The 22854-nt window shown below is 55.1% G+C and carries 15 protein-coding genes and 1 tRNA gene; 6 read left to right on the top strand and 10 right to left on the bottom strand.

Annotated elements, in window-relative coordinates; all coding sequences use genetic code 11:
- The first annotated feature begins 517 nt into the window (after window positions 1-517).
- Window positions 518-1729 (top strand): aminotransferase class I/II-fold pyridoxal phosphate-dependent enzyme, encoded by a 1212-nt coding sequence (locus OZX72_RS09215; protein WP_277158394.1) that lies wholly within the window; start codon window positions 518-520, stop codon window positions 1727-1729.
- Window positions 1730-2081: 352 nt separating this feature from the next.
- Entirely contained in the window at window positions 2082-2525 is a 444-nt protein-coding gene (locus tag OZX72_RS09210) for a DUF3995 domain-containing protein (RefSeq protein WP_277158393.1), read from the top strand.
- Window positions 2526-2685: 160 nt separating this feature from the next.
- Here OZX72_RS09210 and OZX72_RS09205 read toward each other — a convergent pair whose 3' ends face one another.
- Together OZX72_RS09205 and OZX72_RS09200 are read right to left on the bottom strand one after the other, a co-directional pair.
- Window positions 2686-3684, bottom strand: coding sequence for a 2-dehydropantoate 2-reductase (locus OZX72_RS09205; protein WP_277158392.1), 999 nt, complete (start codon window positions 3682-3684; stop codon window positions 2686-2688).
- Between the two features lie 316 nt (window positions 3685-4000).
- On the bottom strand, window positions 4001-5014 hold the full coding sequence (locus OZX72_RS09200; RefSeq protein WP_277158391.1) for a ketopantoate reductase family protein: 1014 nt from the start codon (window positions 5012-5014) through the stop codon (window positions 4001-4003).
- A 421-nt stretch (window positions 5015-5435) separates the two neighbouring features.
- Between OZX72_RS09200 and OZX72_RS09195 the strand changes: the two genes are divergently transcribed.
- The gene (locus tag OZX72_RS09195; protein ID WP_277158390.1) at window positions 5436-6008 is read left to right on the top strand and encodes a TIGR00730 family Rossman fold protein; all 573 of its coding nucleotides are present in this window, start codon (window positions 5436-5438) and stop codon (window positions 6006-6008) included.
- Between the two features lie 159 nt (window positions 6009-6167).
- On the opposite strand, the gene OZX72_RS09190 is transcribed toward OZX72_RS09195, so the two are convergent.
- The 7 genes from OZX72_RS09190 to tgt all read right to left on the bottom strand — a co-directional run bounded on the left by OZX72_RS09190 (window position 6168) and on the right by tgt (window position 10484).
- Window positions 6168-6326: a hypothetical protein gene (locus tag OZX72_RS09190; RefSeq protein WP_277158389.1), complete on the bottom strand. Its 159-nt coding sequence runs from the start codon at window positions 6324-6326 to the stop codon at window positions 6168-6170.
- Entirely contained in the window at window positions 6323-6592 is a 270-nt protein-coding gene (locus tag OZX72_RS09185) for a CopG family transcriptional regulator (RefSeq protein ID WP_277158388.1), read from the bottom strand. Before OZX72_RS09185 ends, OZX72_RS09190 begins: the two co-directional genes overlap by 4 nt.
- Window positions 6593-6594: 2 nt before the next feature.
- The gene (locus OZX72_RS09180) at window positions 6595-6855 is read right to left on the bottom strand and encodes a hypothetical protein (RefSeq protein ID WP_277158387.1); all 261 of its coding nucleotides are present in this window, start codon (window positions 6853-6855) and stop codon (window positions 6595-6597) included.
- 179 nt (window positions 6856-7034) lie between these two features.
- A complete protein-coding gene (locus OZX72_RS09175; protein WP_277158386.1) occupies window positions 7035-7514 on the bottom strand; it encodes a DUF5680 domain-containing protein in 480 nt (159 codons plus the stop codon).
- Window positions 7515-7729: 215 nt separating this feature from the next.
- Window positions 7730-7815: transfer RNA gene (locus OZX72_RS09170), tRNA-Leu, on the bottom strand.
- A gap of 81 nt (window positions 7816-7896) precedes the next feature.
- Window positions 7897-8811, bottom strand: a complete 915-nt coding sequence (locus OZX72_RS09165; protein WP_277158385.1) for a nitroreductase family protein — start codon at window positions 8809-8811, stop codon at window positions 7897-7899.
- 80 nt (window positions 8812-8891) lie between these two features.
- Window positions 8892-10484, bottom strand: coding sequence for a tRNA guanosine(34) transglycosylase Tgt (tgt, locus tag OZX72_RS09160; RefSeq protein WP_277158384.1), 1593 nt, complete (start codon window positions 10482-10484; stop codon window positions 8892-8894).
- A 986-nt stretch (window positions 10485-11470) separates the two neighbouring features.
- Here tgt and OZX72_RS09155 point away from each other — a divergent pair.
- From OZX72_RS09155 to OZX72_RS09145, 3 genes are all read left to right on the top strand, one after another.
- Window positions 11471-13396 (top strand): hypothetical protein, encoded by a 1926-nt coding sequence (locus OZX72_RS09155; RefSeq protein ID WP_277158383.1) that lies wholly within the window; start codon window positions 11471-11473, stop codon window positions 13394-13396.
- A 231-nt stretch (window positions 13397-13627) separates the two neighbouring features.
- The gene (locus tag OZX72_RS09150; RefSeq protein WP_277158382.1) at window positions 13628-14647 is read left to right on the top strand and encodes a class C sortase; all 1020 of its coding nucleotides are present in this window, start codon (window positions 13628-13630) and stop codon (window positions 14645-14647) included.
- 50 nt (window positions 14648-14697) lie between these two features.
- The gene (locus tag OZX72_RS09145) at window positions 14698-18909 is read left to right on the top strand and encodes a hypothetical protein (RefSeq protein WP_277158381.1); all 4212 of its coding nucleotides are present in this window, start codon (window positions 14698-14700) and stop codon (window positions 18907-18909) included.
- Window positions 18910-19724: 815 nt separating this feature from the next.
- Here the strand turns inward: OZX72_RS09145 and OZX72_RS09140 are convergent.
- Window positions 19725-22445 carry an InlB B-repeat-containing protein gene (locus OZX72_RS09140; RefSeq protein WP_277158380.1) on the bottom strand — a complete coding sequence of 907 codons (2721 nt, stop codon included), beginning with the start codon at window positions 22443-22445 and terminating at the stop codon, window positions 19725-19727.
- Between the last annotated feature and the right edge of the window lie 409 nt (window positions 22446-22854).

Raw genomic sequence — 22854 nt, 5'->3', positions numbered from 1 at the left:
TGCGTGGTGGTGTGTCTCGAATGGCCTTCAGCACACTTCCTACTCGACTCGGGACAGTACTGTGCGCTGTTTGTTGCACTTGTGCACCGCCGCTTACTTTCCATTCGACTCGGAGCGCCACCACGCGTTGTCTTTTAGGCTCATGCTCAGAGAGTTGGGAGTCTGTCACTGACAAATGCGTCTTTTCCCGCACTAAATGGGGTATAGGTGCGGGAAAAGTTGCATTTAAAATTGCAGAATGCGCTTTTACCCGCACAATAACCCCACTTACTGCGGGGAAAGACGTATTTTACTTAGCTGCTTGATAGGAATGGGACGATCGAAGGCGGCGTGCGATCCTATGTTTTGAGAATCGGCTAAGCGGGCTGCCAAAACACCATGAATAATCGATTATCTGTCTCATGAACATAAGATTGTGGCATTTCATGGCAATTGGCAGTTGTAGAGTGGCAGCATACCAATGTAATGACGCGTATGGCACGGTACCGCAATGGGACGTTGTGCAGAAGGAGCAGAAATGAAGTACGATTTCACGTCGATTATGGATCGGCACGGCAAGGATGCGATTGCGGTTGATGGACTTGGCGCAGCGCCAGGATTTGCGCCGGATCCGCCGAAGGATGGGTTTGACGTCATCCCGATGTGGGTGGCCGACATGAATTTCCCCACCGTTCCCACGATTCAGGACGCGATTATCGAGCGCGCCAAGCACCCTGCGTTCGGCTATTTCCGCCCGACTGACGAGTACTTCAATTCGATTATCGACTGGCAGAAAACGCGTAACGGCGTAACTAACTTGAAGCCGGAAGATATCGGTTATGAAAACGGCGTTTTGGGCGGGGTTGTTTCCACTGTTACTTCGTTCGCGGCGCCCGGTGATTCCGTGTTGCTGCATAGCCCGACCTATGTCGGCTTCACCAATGCCATCGAATCCAACGGCTACCACATCGTTCACTCGCTGCTCAAGCGCGACGAAAACGGTGTATGGCGCATGGATTTCGAGGATATGGATAAAAAGCTCAAGGAAAACAACATCCACGTCGCCGTCTTCTGCAGCCCGCACAACCCCTGCGGCCGCGTCTGGGAGCGTTGGGAGATCGAAAAGGCGATGGAGGTTTACCGCGAAAACGATTGCATAGTCATTTCCGATGAAATTTGGTCTGATATCATTCTTGGCGATCACAAGCACATCCCGACTCAGTCGGTGAGCGAGGACGCGCGCAACCGTGTCGCCGCGATGTATGCGCCGAGCAAGACCTTCAATCTGGCCGGACTCGTGGGTTCGTACCATATCATCTACAACAAGTACCTGCGCGACCGCGTCACGTCGAAGGGCGCGAAGCCCGAGTACAACGCCATGAACGTGCTCTCGATGCATGCGCTGATCGGCGCCTACAAGCCTGAAGGCCACGAGTGGGTGGACGAGCTGCGGCAGGTGCTCACCGGCAACATCGATTACGTCTGCGACTACTTCACCGAGCATTTCCCGGAGGTCACGTTCGGTCATCCCGAAGGCACCTACATGATCTTCCTCGACTGCTCCGCTTGGTGCGAGGCGCACAACGTCACGCTCGACGAGCTCCTGAAACGAGCATGGAACGTCGGCGTCGCCGTGCAGGACGGCCGCCAGTTCAAGGCTCCGTGCGCGATCCGCATGAACGTCGCCCTCCCGCTTTCCCGCGTTCAAGAGGCGATGGAGCGCCTGTCGAAGTACGTTTTCGTCGACTGAACGCTCGGGATGGGATGGCTTTTGAGCGCCTGAGGGCGTTCTAAGCTACCCATCTGGAAGCAATTTCCATATTGATAATCCGCCAATTTCAGACCGATTTTGGTGGATTATTTATACGCTGTGTTCTGATCGGCAAAGTTTGAATCGACTCGTGTTATCACAAAAGACTTATCGCAGTTGGTGAATGGGTGAATGCTAAAAATGATAAGTGTGGAATCCCGTTAATTCCTTATGGCAGAAGGGTTACGAAGGGTTTTCAGTTGTTGGGAATTTTGTTATACTTCACAGGTTTTGGCAACTTTGTCACAGAAAACGATAGAGCTGAATTTTCGATTACGATAGCATGGAACGCATGGAATTGCTGAAACATATCCTCATCGTGCTCGACATCGTGATGAGCGTGGCCATCCTTTTGGTACACGCCTACTGGGGCTGCGGCGGGACGAAACTGACCGAATACGTGCTGCCGGCCTACAAGCACAATTACAAGCCGCATCTGATGCATGTCAAGGCAGGCGACCAGCCGCCGGCATGGGCCGCGTGGGGAGTGGTCTTCTGCTTTGTTGTGCAGATTGCGCTGCTTGTGTGGGACTGGGCGAGTCCCAACATTGTGGTGCGCGTGCTGCTCGGCGTCGCGACGCTTGTGTTCTTCGTCCGTTTCATCGGTGAAACGAACGTGGTCGGCATCTTCAAGCGCGAGCGCGACACGGTTTTCGCCTACTGGGACACGAGGCTATACACACCAGTTTGCCTCGTTTTCGCCCTGAGCCTTGGCGCTTTGGTCTTTATTGGCTAAAAGCCTGCGTCGCTAAATCGTAAAAGTTGTTTAGGTCTTCTCTTGTGGATATAAAAAAGTACGTTGAAAGTGGTGTTTTGAGAATCTCAATCGCCATTTTCAACGTGCAAGCAGGTTTAATCAAACTTTAACCGATTTAACTGCCGTCTATCGAAACAAATTACTTGGCGGCGGCCTTTTCGGCGGCTTCCTTCTTGTGAATCTGGAAGGCGAGTTCGGCGACGTGGACGCCGTTGGTTACGAATTCGTGCACGCGGCAGGGGCAGTCGTTCTCGCGGCCGACGCGAGCAATGTAACCATTGATGTAGTCAACTTCGGTCTTGCGACCGGCGACCATGTCCTGATACATCGACGGATAGTGCAGCGGCATGACGACCTTGCTGGAATTCTCGACTTCGTGAATGGCCTCGGCGCGAGTCTGGATCGGCTGGATTCCGCCGCGTTCCAGCGCGTCGTAAGCCTCGTTGACCAGTTGCGTGGTCATGTCCATCGCGCCTGGGTAGGAAATGAACTGGCCCATGCGAATCTGATACATCGTGCACAGCGAGTTGACCACGGAATTGAAGATGATTTTTGCCAGGCAGGTGCCTTGCAGGTCGTGCGAAATTATCGGGTTGAAATGGGCCTTTTCGAAGTCATCGACCAGCTCTTGCTCCACCGGCGTCACCTCGCCGCTCATCGAGCAGATATGCATGCTGCCGCCGCCGAGCTTGCCTTGGAAATCGACTTCGCCGGGTCCGATGAAGGAGCTTCCGAGCATTGCGGTGCCGCCATAGACGCGGTCTTTGGGGAAGTATTTGAGGATCTTTTCGAAGTGGCCCCAGCCGTTCATCGCGCTGAAGACGACCTGATGGTCTTTGAAAAGGCCGGCGTCGGCGCAGCGGGTGAGGTAGTCCTGCAGCTGCATCTGCTTGACCATGATGATCCACATGTCCGGGTCGCCGCCCTTGGCCGCGTATTCTTCTGGCGTGTAGACGTTGACTTTCTCCAGATGACGGTTTTCGTAATCGCGGGAAACGTAGACGCCGCCCTGCTCCTTGATTGCCTTCAGATTCGGCTCCCAGATATCGATGTAATCGACGTCGCGGCCCACCAGGTTGTGGAATAGTACCCCAAACCTGAAGCCCATAGATCCTGCGCCAATAATCCCGTATTTCATAATCATTCTTTCCGTCTTGGAATTCTGTTGTCTCTACGCCTTTTGGGTACAAGGGTGTGTCGCTAAATCTTGTGGATATGTAAGCGATTTTCCCCCAGATATAGATTTAAACGAGAAAGCTTGGACCGGGTACTAAATGGTCAGATAGCGGACAAAATACTAGCGTTTTTTGAGACAAAAATAAGGCGGTTATGGACAGGCAAAGTTGTGACAATGCGTGATTTCGGTCGGGGCTTTCAGTGCACTGAGAGCCCCGACCGGCCTTGAGATAGGCTGATTGGCTAACCAAAGGTTAGCGATTGGTTATCGGAATCGGTTACTTGGCTATGGCGACCTCAGCTTTGGCTTTTTCCTCGGCTTCCTTCTTGTGGACTTGGAAGGCGAGTTCGGCGACATGGACACCGTGGGTCAGGAATTCCTGAACGCGGCAGGGGCAGTCGTTCTCGCGGCCGACCTTGGCGAGGTAGCCGTTGATGTAGTCGACCTCGGTCTTGCGGCCCTTCGACATGTCCTGATACATCGACGGATAGTGCAGTGGGTTGGCGACGCGGCTGACGTAATCGATTTCCTCGATGGCTTTGGCGCGGGTCTGAATCGGCTGGAAACCGGAGCGTTCGAGCGCATCGTAGGCCTCGTTGATCAGCTGCGTGGCCATGTCTTTGTAGCCGGGGTAGGAAACGAACTGGCCCATCGTGATCTGGTACATTGTGCACAGCGAATTAATGACTGAATTGAAAATGACCTTGGCCATGCAGGTGCCGCGGAAGTTCTGCGTGATCTGCGGATTGAAACCGGTCTTGTCGAGGTCGGCGACGAATTCCTTCTCGACTGGCGTGACCTCTTCGGTCATCGCGCAGATGTGCATCGTGCCGGCGCCCGGCTTACCGATGAAATCGACGTCACCCGGGCCGTTGAAGGCGCTCGCGACCATCGCGGTACCGCCGTAGATGCGTTCCTTGGGGAAGTATTTGAGGATCTTTTCGAAGTGGCCCCAGCCGTTCATGGCGCTGAAGACGACCTGGTGATCCTTGAAGAGGCCCGCGTCGGCGCAGCGGGTGAGGTAATTCTGCAGATCCATTTGCTTGACCATGATGATCCACAGGTCTGGGTCACCACCCTTGGCCGCGTACTCTTCCGGCGAGTAGATATCGGCCTTGACGAGGTGACGGCCTTCGTGGTCGCGGGAAACGTAGACGCCGCCCTGCTCCTTGACTTTCTTGAGGTTCGGCTCCCAAATCTCAACGTAATCCACCGGCTGGTGCGCCAACTCCTGCAGCAGCACGCCGTATCTGAATCCCATGGCTCCGGCGCCGATGATTCCGTATTTCATGATGTTTCCCTTCTTTTTGTCCCTTGTGGGTGGCGCGGCGAGTGCCGCAACAATCTTGTGGACAACATCATGCGGCATTGCCGGTAAGTTGCAGTATGCTTGACGGCAGTAGGGTTTCACAAGGTTTGTTCCGTAATGTGGACGATTTTTGTCGTGTTTTTGAGATAATTCGTTAAATAAGTATTAAAAATAATAATGTCTAATTTTATCCATCTATCGTCGTGATATTGGCTTGTTTCCACTTCGACCAATGCCAGTTGATATCGGGAATTTTAAAGTTTTTCAATGATGCGTCAGGTGTTTGAAACGGCTGCTTTTATCCGGTTTCCGGGAATGTGATAGCCGCAATTATCGGTATGCCGATATAGTGAGATTTAAGTTTATCGGTATGTGCGAGCGAACAGGTACAAAGGAGAACGGCATGAAGATCACGGTGTATTGCGGCGCGGCGAGTGGGGACGATCCGAAGTATGCGGCTGCGGCGAAGCGGCTCGGGGAATGGATTGCGGCGAACGACGACGAGCTGGTCTACGGTGGTGGCGGTGTCGGGCTGATGGGCATCGTTGCGCAGGCAGTGCTCGATGGCGGCGGCAGGGTGCACGGCATCATGCCGCAGATGCTGATTGACCGCAATGCCGCCGCGAAGGGTCTCACCACTATGGAGGTCGTCGACGATATGGACGAGCGCAAGCGCCGGATGATGGAACTCGGCGACGTGCTCATCGCGTTCCCTGGTGGTCCTGGCACGTTGGAGGAGATTGCGGAAGCCTTCTCGTGGGCGCGAATCGGCCTAAACAACAAACCTTGTGTTTTCTTTGATTTCGACGGTTACTGGCAACCGATGGCCCAGATGTTCGACAGCATGACCGCCGCCGGCTTCCTCACCGCTCCGGACCGTGCCAAGCTTCTCTTCACCGATTCCTACGACGAAATCACTCGCTGGGCTGCCACCTACCAGCCCCCAAAGATTCGCACCTTCCCCGAGCGGAAGTAAATTCACGTAGCTCCGAATGTGTTTCGAGCATCGAATCCAATGGTATCGACGCGGGATGCCATAGAAGGCGCCCCGGCCCTGTCCATTGCAACTTGGATTCTATGGCAGTGGTTTGTGTCGTTGCCTTTTTGGTTTGTGTGGCGTTCTCAGCCCAGTCGTTCACGCGTCAACATCTTCGCGTTCCAGTCCGAGGCGATCCAAGGTCTCGTTGAGGTTATAGGTGGGTATCTCACCTTTGCGTGCTTGTTCCGCTTCGGCGGCGATAGCGTACTCGTATTCGGGCAGGGCGAGGCGTTTCTCCGTCGGAATGCGTCTCATGACTGCGTGGCGAGATAGCGGTTCAGCGCGGCACGGTAGATGTTCGAGGGTTTCACGCCCCTCTCGCGGGCGAGAGCGGCCACCCGTTGGGTGTCGCTGGCGTCGTAGACGACGGTGACCCGCTTCTTGCCCACCGCGTCGAGATGCGACCCGCCGTGCACGGGGGCGTCGGAATGTGCCTGCTTGCCGTGTTCGTAGACGTCCGCCATGGCGTCCAGCGCCTTGTCGGTGAGGTGGTGCTTGTTCATGTATTCGTTGATGTCCATGTTCATTGCTCCAATCCAAGTTCCTTGTATGTCCTGCCGGTCGGCGGGGTCATGCCGTGGTACACGAAAAAGTAGTCCTCGTCCTCGTCGTACTGGTAGACCAGTTCCACCAGCCGGTTCCTGCCGTCCACCCCGACCGCGAGCCACTCGCCGGTGGGCCGCTGCTGGTAGCGGATCATCCCCCGCATGGCCGCGACCACGTCGGCCTCGGTCACCTCGGGGTGCCGTTGCATGATCCTGGGATGTATACCGATGGCGCTCATCCGACCTCCTTCTATATGATATGAATCATATCATATCCGATAATCCGGGTCCGCTGACTTCAGCGTTCGGCGTCGTCTCCCGCCCAACGCTTTACAAAGCACTCAAGGTGGCATGACGCCGTGAACATTTGCCCGTCTTCTAAGTCCGCGCGTGTGCTTGGGAGGGGATGCACTGCCCGTTATCTCAGGTAACCACCGGAATAGTGGAGGCGATAAACGGGCAATGCGTCGGCATATATCATTTCCTCACCATTGAAATCTGTTATGTCGCCTGCGTATTGGTTTGTATAGCGGTATTGGCCGGACACAAATGATTTCGGCCCCCGATAAGGTGCTTCTGGATCTACCTTCCGAAGCGCAAGTTTCAAGAACCGATAAATTTCTGTCGCATTGTCATCTTCGGTGTTTTGGCTCATGTTATTTTCCAGTATTCCGCCCGAATAAACCATTGACCAGATTACGTGCGATTCGTCTACTACGATTTCCTGACCGGCAAAACGGAGACTACCGAAGTAAACATCACGGTAATGCAGATTGTCTTTCGCGAACCTGAACTCGTGCGATCCCGGGAATGTGGGTTCGAAGGCGACCGGTCTCTCTGCGGCGTAGGTGGCGGCTTTTGCGGCGACTAAGAACGACGACAACGATGTTGGCAGCATGGGACCAGTTTAGCAAGGACGTAATGGTTGGCTGTGAATACTACGTCGTATAAACACAAAATTCGACTATCGGCGGAGTGTTTTCGTGCAGGTTGGCTGCGGATATGGGGCCATATGAATGCAAATTGTTATATACGTCGTTATATTTTGAGATTTGCATAAAACTTGAGGTTCTAGAATCGTTGCAATTTAACGTTTTCAGAACCTCAAGTTGATGGTGCGAGTAGGGGGAGTTGAACCCCCACGAGCATACGCTCACTGCCACCTGAAGACAGCGCGTCTACCATTCCGCCATACTCGCAGACAAATAATAAGGTTACTGCTCAGTGGCGACGAGCGCAAGGGGTTCGCGGCAATGCGTGTTGCCCCGTATCGTTCTTGGTTATCTGGCCCACTTGAAATTGCTGGTGCCGGCGCCGATTTCGAAGTTGCGCTTGGCACAGCCTAGGCCGACGTGAGCGAATAACCCTGGGGTTACCTGGGCACTAACGGTGGGTAATGGTTTTGCACAAGTTATTTCGGAACCGTCTGAGACGCCTGAACTGTCCGATCCGTCTGAGCTGTTTGTGTCATTGGCATTCTGCGTAGTGTTGATTTGAGTGTCTTCGAGTGTGAAGTGGAACGGCTGCTGGCTGAGCGATGTTGGGGCAAGGGAAGCCGCGGCGATTCCGCGCTGGAACCAATCGGGGGCATCGGTAAGTGTTGCGTCTGGGCTGAGGGCCGCGGGCAATGAGCAAAACGAATCCAAGGGTTTGCTGTGGTGCTTGGCGCCGGGCCGGGCGGGATGCCCGAAGGCGAGAATCCACACCACGCGTTCGCCGGGTTCGAGCTTCCACCAGCCGGCCGCAGCATCGTCGAGCACGGCCCACGAGGTCACAAGCCCGAGTTGTACGAGTTTTAGCGCCAACTGCTCGCCGTAATAACCAACTTTTTCCTCGATTTCGGCTTCCTCAGGTGGAATCGGGTCGGCAGCCGGGATGTTTGTATTCGGAGATTTCTTAGCTGGATGCAAATCGTAAGGTTTGTCGATTGGGGTAATCAACGCAATGGCATTGTGTACGCCGCTGAACCTTCCATAATGCGTTTTGTAGCCGCAGAAAGCGTCTTCAAGCCCAGAGGTTATCTGGAAATGCAGACTTGAGGCGGCGTTGCAGCGTTCGACTTCGGCGGCGATGTCATCGAGCAGGGTCTTGCTGACCGGTTCGTCGGTATATATACGCACGGAATGGCGCTCCGTCATCGCCTCGTTCAGATTCATCTTGCCCCTCTGCCTGTCTTCAATGAACATTTCCATCATACCGATTGGCTAAGGATTGTGTGGTCACACGCACTTCGTAGACCCTGGAAAGTGACGAATGACACTATTTTTAGGTCTGCTCATCCTTTGGAACCGTGGGCGTAGTAACGGGCTAGGGTCTCGTTGCGGAACTCGTCGAAGTAGCCGCCGTCGATGGAGGAGCGGATGTCGTCGAGCAAGCGGATGAAGAAGCGCTCGTTGTGGATGGTGGCCAGCGTCGCGCCGTTGATTTCGTGGGCGCGAAGCATGTGGTCGACGTAGGCGCGCGAATAGTGCGTGCACGTATAGCAGTCGCAGCCAACCTCCAGCGGACCAAAGTCGTGCTTGTTGGCGGCGCGCTTGATGTTGTATCGGCCATCACGCGTGTAGATGGCACCGTTGCGGGCGCAGCGGGCGGGGGCCACGCAATCGAAGGTGTCGCCGCCGTTTTCGACGCACGCGAAGATGTCATCGACGGCTGCAATCCCCAAGACGTGTCGTGGCCGTGATTCCGGCATCTCGTCGCAGATCCATGCGCAGGTGTCGCCGATGACTCGCTTTTCGATGGCCCCGCCGATACCGACGCCGTCGAAGTCGAGCGAGGCGATCTCGGAGGCCGCGCGTCGCCGCAAATCTTCATAGTTCGCGCCCTGCACCACGCCGTATAGCGCCTGATACGGTTTGCCGACCCGCGCCTCGGTAAGCCGCTTGTGCTCGGCAACGCAGCGCTTCGCCCAGCGGAAGGTGCGTTCGACGGAGCGTTCCTGATAGCCGCGCGTATTCATCAGCGTGGTCAGCTCGTCGAAGGAGAACATGATGTCAGCGCCGATCTTGTGCTGGATTCCCATGGAGATTTCGGCTGAGAAGCGGTGTTTGGAGCCGTCGAGCGGGGACTTGAAGGTGACGCCGTCCTCGTCGACGAAGGCCTTGCGCTCGCGGCCGGGCGCGATGACGTCGTCCGATTTCATGCCGGTGACGTCCATCGCCAGTGTCTTCTTGAACCCGGCACCAAGCGAAAGTACCTGGAACCCGCCGGAGTCGGTAAAAGTCGGCCCGTCCCAGTTCTCGAAGCGTGCAAGTCCGCCGGCTTCGTCAAGCACATCTTCGCCGGGGCGTTCAAACAAGTGGAACGCGTTGGAAAGCAGGCATTGTGCGCCGAGCGATTTCATGGTCTCGGGCAGCACGCCCTTCATGGCCGCTTGTGTAGCGACGGGAACGAAAGCCGGAGTACGAATATCTCCATGTGGAGTATGTATGACCCCGGTCCGGCCGTAACGTGCACCGCCGTGCCCCAAGCCGCGCGCTGAATCCGAAAGCCGCGTACGCTGCTCGAAGTAGAACTTGCTGCGGTCGCCGGGCTTGCCGGCCTCGGCCCCGAGAGGGTGTTCCAAGAGTCCGGACGCGCTCGCGGCCAGCTGCGAAATCGTTGTCGCAGAACGGGTCTGTGCATATGCAGTGGCTTCCGAAGCGACGTCCTTCTGACCGGGGATGTGATTCTGCGTGTTCCCATGGGTAGAGGGTTCATTTTGGTTTTGGCGTTCGGAGCTTTTGTTACGAATGCTGGCTGTGTGGCCTGAAGCGGCGTCGCTCTGTTTGGGTGTGTTTGAGGTCTTGCCTGAAGCTGCGTTGCCGTGGTTTGGCGTGGGTGGCGCTGTAGTTGCTGACTCTGTTGGCTTGTCTGAAGAAATATTCATATCCGTTTCCGTTACCGCAATTCCGTAGTGTCTGCTTCGCTGCACCGTGCTGATGCCGGTGCGCGACGAAGGCCGTTATGCCTCCGATTTTAGAGGGAGCCCTAGTTCATTCATGAGGCGGATGTGCCCTGTGTATCTTGCGCCCATCCGCGGAGTTCCCACCCTGCAGTCGGTTGGCGAATGTTTGATGAGGTTCGGCGGTCTTGAGGTGAACTTTCCTGCTTACGCCCAGTTTGTATTCAGGAATTGTTCAAAAACGTCTTACAATCCTCTGACAATGGCGTTAAAAGATGCCTTTATAAGAACGTTTGAATTGATATTTTATAAAGGGATAATTAATAGTAATTATTGACAGGAAATGATCATTATTCAGTCAACAATTCCCTATAATTCCAGAGTTTTGGGCAGATTTATGCAATAGGGAAAACCGGCGAAAAAGCGATGAGAAATCACGTCAAAAGATAAAAGCACAGCAAGAAACGCGACTCGTTTCATTCGTTATTAAGCCAGTAGAAGAATTTCAGAACTTTTTTAACCTCTTTTGAGAGTTTATTTCCTTATGTAAAAATCCTGCTTTTCAAAGCTTGAAAATGCCACGTTTTGTGAGACGTTTCGCGAAAAAATCGTGGCTTGGGGAAGTTTACTTTTCGCCGCTAAACCCTGTCGTTTTCAAGAGCGTTGCGCGGGCTCAAAGCACGGAGCGCAACTCGTTTTCTACTAGACTGATAATTATTGTGTTTTACAACACATGAATGGCGATTCGCTGTTGGGTTTGAAAGCGACTGTCGTTTCGCACGTCTTTGAAAGAGGGGGTGCGGGTCGTATGCGAATGAATAAATCGCATACGGGTAGATAAGCGGCTAGAGACAAGACCGTAACGCCGGTGAGAGGATTCTTGCCGGGGCTGGTGGAGTTCCTGGTCGGGACACGTTTTCTGCGGAATTTGTGTGGTTGCGCAATCCGCAGGCGAAAGGAGAGAATAGATAATGGAAGTACATACTTCTTTACGCAAGGCTTTGGGGGTTGCGATATCCGCAGCCACTCTGCTTGCGTTTATGCCGCTTGGCGCTTCGATGGCCAATGCGGATAGCGTTCCGGATAGCTCGCATGTTGCGCTTGAGGACGACAGCACCTTCTCTGGTGCTTCGCTGACCATTCACGCGAGCGCCAACAGCTACATCAAGGGTCATAAGTTCGCGGCTGTTCGCCTCGGCACCTACGACAAGGCTGCGAAGACGACAAGCGCTGCCACCGCTTCTGATTATCATATGCTGACTGGCCTTGCCGTCGGCACGGTTGATCACAGTGGCACGGGCAGCATTTATGACGCAGTTGATTCTGCGTATAAGTCTGTTTCAGGCAATAATTCGCTGAGCACCGAGTACACCGGCAATCCTGTCGGCCAGGTCGCTGCCACGATGCTTGGTCTCACTTCTACTGATCCCGATGCTGATATTGCAGCTCAGAATACGGATACGACGTCCGGCAACAAGCCGTACACCGGCGCTCTGCGCAACTTCGCTCAGAAGCTCGGAAACAATACGGACGGTACCCTGAATTCCAAGTTCGCCGACTCCGCAACGCCTACGGCAACGGGTGCTTCGGACGGTTCCAGCACGACGGTCAGCTTCACCGGTCTGAAGCAGGGCCTCTACATCATCAAGGATATGAGCCCCGCTGATACCATTCCGGCGAATTCGCAGCTGGCCATTCCTATGATCGTTGGCACCGGCGTTTACGCGTCCGGCGATTCGACTCCTTACACTCGCTTCTCCAACAACCAGTCCGGCGTTGAGCTCGGCAATGTTGATGTGAAGGACGATGTGCTGAGCCTCACCAAGACGCTCGCGGAGAGCTCCATACCTGACGGTCAGTGGGGTCACTTCACTCTGCGGACCAACGTGCCGTTGACCACTGGTTATGCGCAGTATCCTTTCAAGATCGTTGATAACCCGACCAAGGGCTACACCGTGCCGACGGCCAGCGATCCCGACAATGCTGTGAAGGTTTATGTCAAGGAGAATGCAAGCACTGCGAACAGCAGCTCCAACAAGCTCTCGTCGGATTACTACACTGCGACCTACACGCAAAGCACCGACGAAGCTGGCGGCAAGATTGTTGTTGATTTCGGCAACAACCTTGTTGAGCACCCGACTGCATTCCCGCTTGGTTACACGATTGAAATCACTTACGGCTTGCAGAAGAACGCCCGTGAGGATACCCCGTCCAACACCGCAGACCTGACTCATCCTACGGTTCCTGGTACGACCCCTTGCGATCCGACCACTGATCCGAACTGCCATACCACCGGTGTCGTTCCTTCCAACACCGTCAAGCTGCACAGCTTCGGCTTCACGATCAAGAACGTCCTTCGCGGCCAGAGCACTCGTCTGCAGGGCTCCACCTTCACCATCGCGCCTCTTAACGCTGATGGCACTGCCGGCGCTAAGATTAACTTCACTGGCTCCAATGGCGTCTATTCGGCCGTCAACGGAACCAATCCCACGCTGAAGGTTGCCGACTCGACCGGTGATCCGGGCACCATCACTGTCACTGGTTTGCCGCTGGGCACCTATGACGTCGTTCAGACCGGCGCTGCTTCCACCCCGAACCTTCGTGGTGTGATGCTGCCTCACTTCCATGTCACCCTTGCCGCCAGCGGCCCGATCGCTGCTGATGGCACCGCTAGCGCTGCTACCGTCAGCGTCAAGCAGGATGCTTGGGGCTTGGTTGATGGCACGGTGAGCAATGCAGTCGTCACCGTCAACAACGTGGCGTCCGTTGTTCAGCTGCCTCTTACCGGTGGCATGGGCATCATCCTGGCCGTCGCTGTGGTCCTCGTTCTCGCTCTTGCATTCGGCGGAACCGTGGTCCTCAAGCGTCGTCACGAGACGACCCGTCGCCATGCGTGATTCATAGATCGCATTTGGGGAGGGACTAATTAAGCAGTAAGCAAGTTCCTCCCCAGGTGCAATCTCCGAAGGTTTCCGGTGCTCGTTGAAAGGCGTTGCGTCGGAAACCTTTAAAAAAGACTTTTTGTCGTCAAAGATCGACTAGACGAAACGTCGGAAACTTGGCTTAAACCTTCCGCAGAATTGTTATGTTGGCCTTGCATCGGTTGAGTTCATGAGGAGTGTGCAGGCATGGAGAAGAGCGTTGAAGAAACCCTTAATGCGGATTTCTATTCGTTCTTCGAGCATGATGGCCCATCGCAAAAGCACGATTTCTATGGCGTGGCAATCCACGTCATCCACAATCTGCTTGCAGTGGCATTGCTGATAGCTCTGTTGTGGATTCCTGCGATACAGACATACAACATGCAACAGGAAGCGAAGGTCACGGATTCCGTCGCTAGGACGGTCGACGATTGGTCGCCTGCGCGAATAAGCAGTGAAATCAGTGCGGCGCGGCAATATAACGTAGCCATTGCTCAATCCGGGCAGAACGATTTGGGTGAGTTAAGTGATCCGTTCGGTTCGGGTGGCAAGGCTAGCGGCGACAAAGACGAAGATGCAGAGAATGAAGATTATGTTCCGCCCATACTGCGCAACAGCACGTACGAGCGGTTGCTGAATGTCGAAGACGGCATCATGGGGAGCATAACTATCCCCAAGATATCGGTGAACCTGCCAATCTACCACGGCACGTCACAGAATGTGCTTGCCAAGGGAGTTGGGCATTTGCGGGGAACGAGCCTTCCAGTGGGAGGGGCCTCGACGAATGTGGTGCTTTCAGGGCATCGCGGGCTTCCATCGGCTTTGCTGTTTACACGTCTCGACAGGATGCACAAGGGTGATGTCTTCTTTCTCAACGTTTTAAAACAAAAGATGGCATATCGGGTTGTTGGCATCCATGTCATTAACCCGTCCGATACCCATTTGTACCGGGTGGTTCCTGGCCGTGACCTGGTGACGTTGATGACCTGTACGCCGTACGGGATCAACACCAGTCGCCTGATATTGACGGCCGAGCGCACCACGGTTTCACCAGATGAGGAACATCAGCGGGATGGTCTCTTCCCAGGGGTTTTGGCATTTGTCATCGCGGTTATTTTAGGTGGGTTGTTGCTCCAGATACGGTATTACCGCCATCGTATCTACCCATGGCCATGGCATTCGGATGGAACATTCCGTAGCCAAGGTGGCGGGCGACATATTATTTGAAAATTTTTGCAATGTTAAGTCATAAAACAAACGATTGAGGATGAGGCAACATGAACAAGTCAGACCAAGGAAATCGGTCTCCGCGTGGTGGTCGTCGCCTGCTTCTTGTAGCGGGTGTTGCCTTGACTGCGGTGCTGATGGTTGTCCCGATGATTACGACGGCTGACACCGTGCAGCCCCAGTCAGGCGAGAACAACGCTCAGGCGCAGTCAAGCGTTCAGGCGAGCACGGACCAAGGCTCCGCTCAGATCAACGGCAATCAGAGTTCCGGCCAATCAGGGCAGTCGAACAGTGTGAACCCGCAGAACCCTTCGCAGACGTTGGGTGGCGGCAGTAGCGCAGGCGCGACTAATCAGGGATCTGTCGGTTCGCAAGGCGCCGCAGGCAATGAAGCTGCGCCTCAGCCGGGCACGTCGGGCACTAAGGGCGACAGTAGCAACAAGGCTGTGACCCCGCAGGACTCCGGCGTAGGCCCGCAAGGCGATGACGATGTTCATAAGCCGCAGCTGCAGGCCATGCTGAGCGACAACGATCGCGTCGACAGTGTCACCGACGAGCTGCGTATGGACTTCGTGTTACGTGTCGGCCATGGCGATGTCAGACCCGATTGCGTACCGCTGGCAAAGCCGTATAACAATGCCAACAACAGGAACACCGCCAAAAACGCGGGTCGTGACGGCACCGGTCAGTGCGGACTCCAGTTCTTCTACACTTACAGCTTTGACGGTAACCACAACGCTTCCAGCCTTCGGCGTCTTTCCTATATGAACACGCAGTTCGGCAATGCCAGTTCCAAGCCTTCCGACTACAAGGCCGCGGCTACCGAATGGGCCTGGAACGTCGATGAGTATTTCACCATCGAGAATCTCAAGACCTCGGACGATGGCAAGTATGATTATCTGACCATCTCCTTGGAAGGCGACCAGGACTACCCGGATAACCCCAGCGGTTCCAACCAGCTCGGTGGCCTTAAGTATGCGCGTGGCGTCTACGCCGTGGTGAACCCGAAGAAGGCCGTCGATCTCGGCTGGTGCTCCAACAGTCTCAACAACGGATGCTATACGAATACGCAGGCGCTTGTTCAAGACACTGCACACGTGACGAATATCGCTGCGGATTATCCGGTATACCTTTACAACACCGGTTGCCCTGGCGGCAGTTGTTCCGGGCCCATCGCCTACGTCGGCTACGACGATACCGCGAAGCTCTGGACCAGAGGCCAAGCCAATTGGGGCCTGCGTCCCGACAACGGTTTCAACGGGCAGGATTTTGTCAATAAGACCCCTGCGGGCACGGCTCCGAAGCAATCGTTCTTTACGATGTGGAACAACCCCGGGCCAAACAATGATCCTTGCGCCTATACCGCCAGCTTCTATTACGAATGGTTCGGCCTCAAGGACGGCAAGTGGGTGCCCGCGACCTCCATCACCTCGCACGCGCTAGCCTCGAACGGTCAGAATCCAACGAACCCCGGCACTTCTCCCAACAGCTATAAGTACGATCCGAATACCGGCCAGTTCAGGAGCGGTTCAGACCAGAATTACGCTTCGTACAACGATCCGGATGGCGACAACGCGGACCGTACGATCATGGGTGATGGTCCTGCCCAAAACGCGGACGGTTCCATCAACTTCGCCAAAGCCAAGGCGGACCAAGGTCTTGACGGCTACTTCAAGCTCGTCACTTGGCCTACCAGCGGTGACGGCAGCGGCAATATCTCCTCCTGCCTTTCCACTAAAAAGCAAGGCCCGAACGGACTGAGCATGCGCGAGGTCTACAACCCGCTTTACGGCGGCGGCAACGAGAACCTTGGTGTCACCCAAGACATGGCCGACAACCATCCTGACAACGCCCAGTACCTGATGAACCTCGGCTGGACCGTCGACACGGCTTACGAAGGCTATGACTACAAGGGCTTCAACCCGACCACTCCGGTCGCCACCACTCCCACGAATCCGGCTGATACTTCCGGCGGAATCGTGCCTGCGGCCAACGACCCGGCACATACTCCGAAAATCGAAAAGATGCTTGGCTACAACAACAAGGTCAGTGCAGATGACGACGAGTTGCGCGCCGACTTCGTACTGCGTGTAGCGCATGGAGACGTCGATCCTGGCTGCACGGCCATGACGAATTACTGGGATAAGGGCACGATGCTCTGGACTGTTGACGGCGTTGTGCAAGGCATTGACAAGCAGGATAACTGCGGGTTGAAGCTGAGCTATAGCTATAACGGTGCCGGCACGCAGAGGCCGCTTCACTACCTCAATACGTGGAAGAGCGACAACCAGGCCCAGAACACCAAGACCGCCCAGTCCATCGCCGCCTATTGGTGGGCGAGGGACGTCGGCGACGGCGAGTTCAACTACTACACCATCCGTGACGTAACGACGAAAGGTGCCTACGATTACCTGACGGTTTCGGTCGAAGCCGATGTCGATTATCCGAATAGTGGCGATTGGGGAACATCCAACCGACTTGGCGGCACCCCTCAGCCCCTGTATATTTACGCGAAGACACGCAATAAGTCCACGGGCAATGACGGTGCTCAGGTCGAAGTCAGCTCCAAGAACTACCCGTTGCGCACCTATCGCAGGGGATGCAACGGAAGGAACGATTCCAGCCAATGCGATGGCCCGTTCGCCTTCGTCGGTTACGATGAGACGCACCCACACCTGTGGAGCAATGGCCAGGCCAACTGGGGTCTGATAACCGATACCGGTGCACCTGCCTATTCCGGCCTGCCGAATTACGGGCAGAACAAGTCCCCGGACAATGTCACGCAGACGGCTCCGAAGGATTCGTTCTTCCTGCGTTGGGTCAACCCGGATCTCGGCAGGGCCAACAGTAATGTCTGCAGCAAGGTCACGAAGTATTACTTCCAGTGGTTCGGGCTTGTCAACGGACGCGATTGGAAGCCAGTGACGTCGCTGACGCCTCAGGCGCAATCCACGAATCAGGCTGCCGACGGTACCATTATTCCGCTGTGGGCTCCGAACGCGAAGCTCAACGAACCCGGTGGATTGATGGCCAGGAACGCCGATGGAAGCCTTGCGGCTGCCCAGAATCAGGATGGGTCGATTGATTTCGGCAAGGTGAAGGCAGACCAGCCTGAATTTGACGGTTACTACAAGTTGGTCACTTGGCCTGTCTCGACGACTTCGTCCGGCAACCCTGCCGCGGCGTCGTGCTCCGCAACCCAGGCGTTGAAGGATGTCTACAATCCGCTGATTGATCAGGCGAATGATGCCAAGGGCGTCAGCACCAACATGGCCGCCACCGACCAGTCTAACGCGCAATCGCTGATTGACAAGGGTTGGACCGTCGACACGGTATATGACAACTTCACCTACAAGTCAGGTCTCGAGTCGCCGGCGGTTTCCGTCGATGGCATCGATATTCCTCACACCAAGAAGGAAGCGAACGGCGAGCTTACCGATGGCGACAATGCCAAGGTCAAGGTCAGCGGCACCGCGAAGACCGTTGGTTATGGCACCGCGAGCGTCCAGCTATACATGAAGTTCAAGGATCCTTCGGCATCCACCTCCGGCGACATCGTTGCGGACACCACCAAGATTGGCGCACCCATTTCGGTGGTGTCACCTGGCGACACTCCCTGGAGCGTGGATATCCCGATTTCCAACTTCAAGGTTCCGGCAAACGTGGCGAAGGGTGATACCTATACCTTTGAAGCCGTGCTCACCAGTACTCAGGGTCAGGCAACCGCCGGCCCGAAGGATTGGTCCGTCGATGTTACTTCCCCTGCGCTGACCTTTGACACGACCACTTACCGCAAGGTAAGCGGCAAGCTGACGGCCCGTGATTCGCACACCGACCTCACCGGTACCAAGGTGACGGTGATTTGGGATTCGAGCGATACGTCCGGTACCTGCCGGATTCCGGTGACTGGTGATCCCACGGCCGGAGCGGCTGGCGATTGCAAGACCTCCGAGACCACGGCTGATGCTGCCGGCAATTGGTCGCTGGTTCCGCCTTCGGACGTTCACAGCGGCATCGTAAGGGCCTTTGCCACCGACCAAGCCACCAATGAATCTGCTATTGTAAAGGCCAAGGTTCCGCTCGCACCGATGGTTCGGCAGCTGCCGATAACCGGTTCCTGGTTACTGTGGTTGCTGCTGGCGATTGCTGTGCTTGCAACGGCTGATTTCGTCTACCGTCGCTACAAGAAGAATGCGCAGCTGCAAAGCGCGTCGGCTGGTCGTCACAGCATTTCCAACAGTGGCCCGAGGCACACGATCTAATGGCTTGTGGCCAGATGGCATCAGCTAGTCGCTATGTGGTAGCGGTCTGATAGCTATCTGGTAACAGCAAGAAGGTTCAATAATAAGGACGGTTACTCTGCACAAGCAGGGTGGCCGTCCTTATTTGTTGCGTTGGTTGTGTGGGGCCCATAGGGGCGCGGCTATAAGTCTGGTGGGTCCTTGCTGTTGTGTGTTTAGGTCGATGTGGACCTGGGTGATCGAAGATTCAATGGTGATGAAGCAGATAGACAGGTTGATCTGTCATCTATGATGTTTTATAACATACTGTGTCATAAACTAACGTCTCAGACGCACATAAAGGACTATATATAAGGACTTATCTACTGAGCTTAACAAGTCTATAGATCTATGCGTGAAGGCGGGCTACGCGGCTTTTTGGTAGATGGAACGATAGCAGAGGAACGATATAGCTGGGGTCGGTATTGCTCTGGAGCGGTTCTCTGAAAACAAACTGTTATATATATCTTTTCGTGGAAAGTTGTTGTTAGCAAAGCTCTTGAACAAGGTTGTGCGGGGCTATACAACGGTGTAAAGCCTGGAGGCGATCGAAGTAAACAATGGGGCAACATGAGTGGGGAAGGAAGTAAGTCCCCTGATGGCCTCAAGACTCATCAAACGTAAAGCTGCTGAAGCGCTCCGAAATGAAATGGCCAGAAACTGGCGGAAAGCACGACATTCGAAATTCGCAAAAGGCACGGCTGCAAAGGTCCGAAACGCATTGACGCCCTCCAACCCGTAAAGGTCGGAGGGCGTCAATTTCGGTGAGCAGTCGCTAGTTTCAGCGCCTGCAGGGCTTACTTGTAGATCTCTGCAGACTTGTGCTGGCCGATATTCGGCAAGTGGTCACGGGAGAAGAGCAGCAGCGGCAGAAGCAGGAACACGAGGAGCAGCAACCAGAGCCAGCCGAGATTCGAGTGATGCTCAACCCCAGCGGCAGCCGGCGCGGTTGCCACGCACTGTGCGTCGTAATCGGCGATGGACTGGACGCTGCCGAATGTACCGTCGTTGCGCATGGAGGACGGGGTCGTCGTGCTGATGGTGTTGGCCTTGCAGACCTTCTGGCCACCTTGCCTGCCCGGTGTCGTCTGTTTCTTTGAATCGTTCGCGCTTCCGTTGCTACGCAGGAAGTTGAAGCCGTTGCCATTGGGCGCCATCGTGTCCTTGCCGCTGCCGATTGCGTTACCGGCGTTCGCAGCGCGTGCATTGCCTGCGTTGTTAGCAGCGTAGTTCTGAATGGTCACATAGCGGTTGACAATCTGGCTTGAAGGGGAGGAGGGCGCCGGTGTGGTGACCTGTGCCGAGCTGGAGCTCTTTGGCGTCCACAGGGCGTAGAGCACCAAGTCCGAGTTGACGGAGTTTTCGAAGTTATAGGCGGTACCTTCGTCTGGCGTGGTGGACCAGCCCTTGAAATCGAAGCCTGCCCTTACCGGGGTAGACGGCTGTTTGACCGTGTTGCCGGCTGGAACGTTTTCCTGCGTGCCAGGCTGACCGTTGCGATGGTCGAAGTAGACCATATATTTCGTTGCGAGGTTCTCGGGTGCAGAACCGTCCGGCCCCCAATGAGCATAAAGGCTGAAGTTATGGTCAATCTCGTGTCCGAACTCGTATAACTCTCCTCCACTAGGATTCGTGTACCATCCCAAGAAAGCATGGCCTGGATTTCTTGGCTGCCTCACCGGCCTTTCGAGAGTGGTGCCGACAGGTACGCTAACGGTCCATGTGGCTTGGTTGCCACCGGGGTTGAATATGACGTCATGTTCGTTATCGCTTTGCCAGAAGGCATAGATTGTCATGTCATCAGTAATCAGGTCAGTATCGAGATAGAATTTCGGCGCATTGTTGAAAGTGCAGTGGGTGGAGCTTTGATTACTGGTTCCGGTGATGCAGGCTCTCCAGCCTCGGAAGGTGTCGCCGTTACGCATACCATCGTGCATACCCTTCAACGAACTGCCGTAGACCATCTGCCTGGCTGGGGGGTTGGGATTTCCATCGAGTGTGCCACCGCGCATGTCAATCACCACTCGTGGCGCGCGCACTATGGGAGCGAAAAGCCCATTGAAATTGCCGATTAACCGGCCACTGGCATCAGTGATGGGTGCCGAGAAGGGGATGGCGACAAGGCCGTCGCGCAGCTGGTTGTTTACTACGTTGCCGAGCTCGGAAGCAGGTAAATCGCTAGGGACATCCACATGGGGGTCGGTCAGCTTGACCGAGTCGCCGCTGATGGACACGCTGCCCGGGTCGAGGCAAGCCGGCTTCGTTTCGTTCTTGTAATAGAAGCACGCCGACCTGCCGAACGTGATGGACGGGGACTGGCGGGTGTTGGCGACGGTTCCGGAAGGAATGGTCACGTCCGGATTCGCGACGTAATCGCCGGTTTTCATCTGCTGGTCATTGGCGTCCAGCTTGGTGAGGTTCGTCAGCGTGGAAAGCGGGCTGATGTCATCGAGGCCGTTCCAGCCCAGATCGAGTGTGGTCAGGTTGGTAAGACCTGCAAGGCTTGTCACGTCACTGAGCCGGTCATCATGCATCTTGAGAATGTGAAGTTGCGTCATGTGTGCAATACCTGCGGGGATCTTGCCGTGGATACCGATGCCGATACCGCTCGCGTCGAGGTCGGTCAGATGCGGCAAAAGCGTCAGTACATCGAAATTGGTGTCTTCGTGCAGCGCTTCGTCATTGCCGACGTCGAGTTGCTGCAGGTTCGGGAACATCGTGTTGAAGTTCCTGAACGCGCCCTTGTCGTCGGGGGCTCCGGCGGTGGCGCCGCTCCTGCCGAACAGATTCCTGTTGAGATTGAGGCTGGTGAGATTTGAAAGGCCTGCGAGCTGGGAGGCGTCCCAGAAGGAGGATTCCTCGAGGTTCAGCGAAGTCAGAGCAGGCATGTTTGCTGAAGTCCAGGTCGAAAGCTTGGCGTTGTTGACGTCACCAGGAACGTTATTGCCGATATAGGCGAGATTGACCGTGGTGAGATTGGCCAGGTGCGACATGGGGGAGTAGTCGGTAACGGCCGAGAACCCATGGTCTACGCGGCTTGCGGCGGTGAATGTACGAAGGTTGGTGAACAGCTGGATGCCACGGATGTCGCTGATCTGGGTTGCTCCGCCGAGTCCGTACGCGCCGAGGCCACTGCCGTCGATCTTGTTCACTCTGCCGGCCCAAGCCGCCGTTACGACAGAGTTATCGAATTTATTGCCTGGATTATTGCTGTTCGACGAGTTGCTGTCGAATGGATACGCCCTGGCCAGGTAGGCGCGGAAAGCTGCGTCGGGGAAGCAGTCTTTGAAGGTGCTTGTGCCCTCGGTGCAGGCGTAGGGCGTCTCACCCTGAGCGCTTGGCGCGGCTGGTGCTGCAGGTGCAGACGTCCGCGTTTCTGGCGTCGTGGGCTCCTGCCGCAGGGTTTGCTGGCCGGGGGCCGGCTTTTGCGTGGCACTTTGGCCCGCTGCCGGTTCTTTCGGCGCAGATGTGGTTGGAGTGTCGGCCATGGCTATTGCAGGCGACAACGTTAATGCCATTGCGGCAACGGCTGCTGTTATACCAGTCAGAAGTCGCGCCGGACTGTTCAACTTCGAATTCCGCATAATTTCTAGCTCTCTACTACCATTTTTGTTATGAATGATAGTAATTATTCTATCATGACGTAGTGCAATTAGAACGTTAGACGTAACCTGAAAAAATGGCTTTTACTGCGTAATTATCGATAAATAATCGTTTGAATTCTTCGTCTGTTTTTATGGTTTGATGCAGCAAAAATCCGTGAGATAAGCGGGAATATAACACAAAAGAATAACTCTGATTATGCGCAGTGAAGGTGTCTTCTCGAATCCGGTTTTATGGTTTGATATCTCATAGAATTTTGCTTTCGGCAGAAAACTTGGCATGAATAACCAAGAAAAAGCGCTCGGAATCGGTTTATGGCAACGG

It is taken from the genome of Bifidobacterium sp. ESL0769 (assembly GCF_029395495.1).
In the GTDB taxonomy this organism is placed as follows: domain Bacteria; phylum Actinomycetota; class Actinomycetes; order Actinomycetales; family Bifidobacteriaceae; genus Bifidobacterium.
This window is presented reverse-complemented; position numbering and strand designations above follow the sequence as displayed.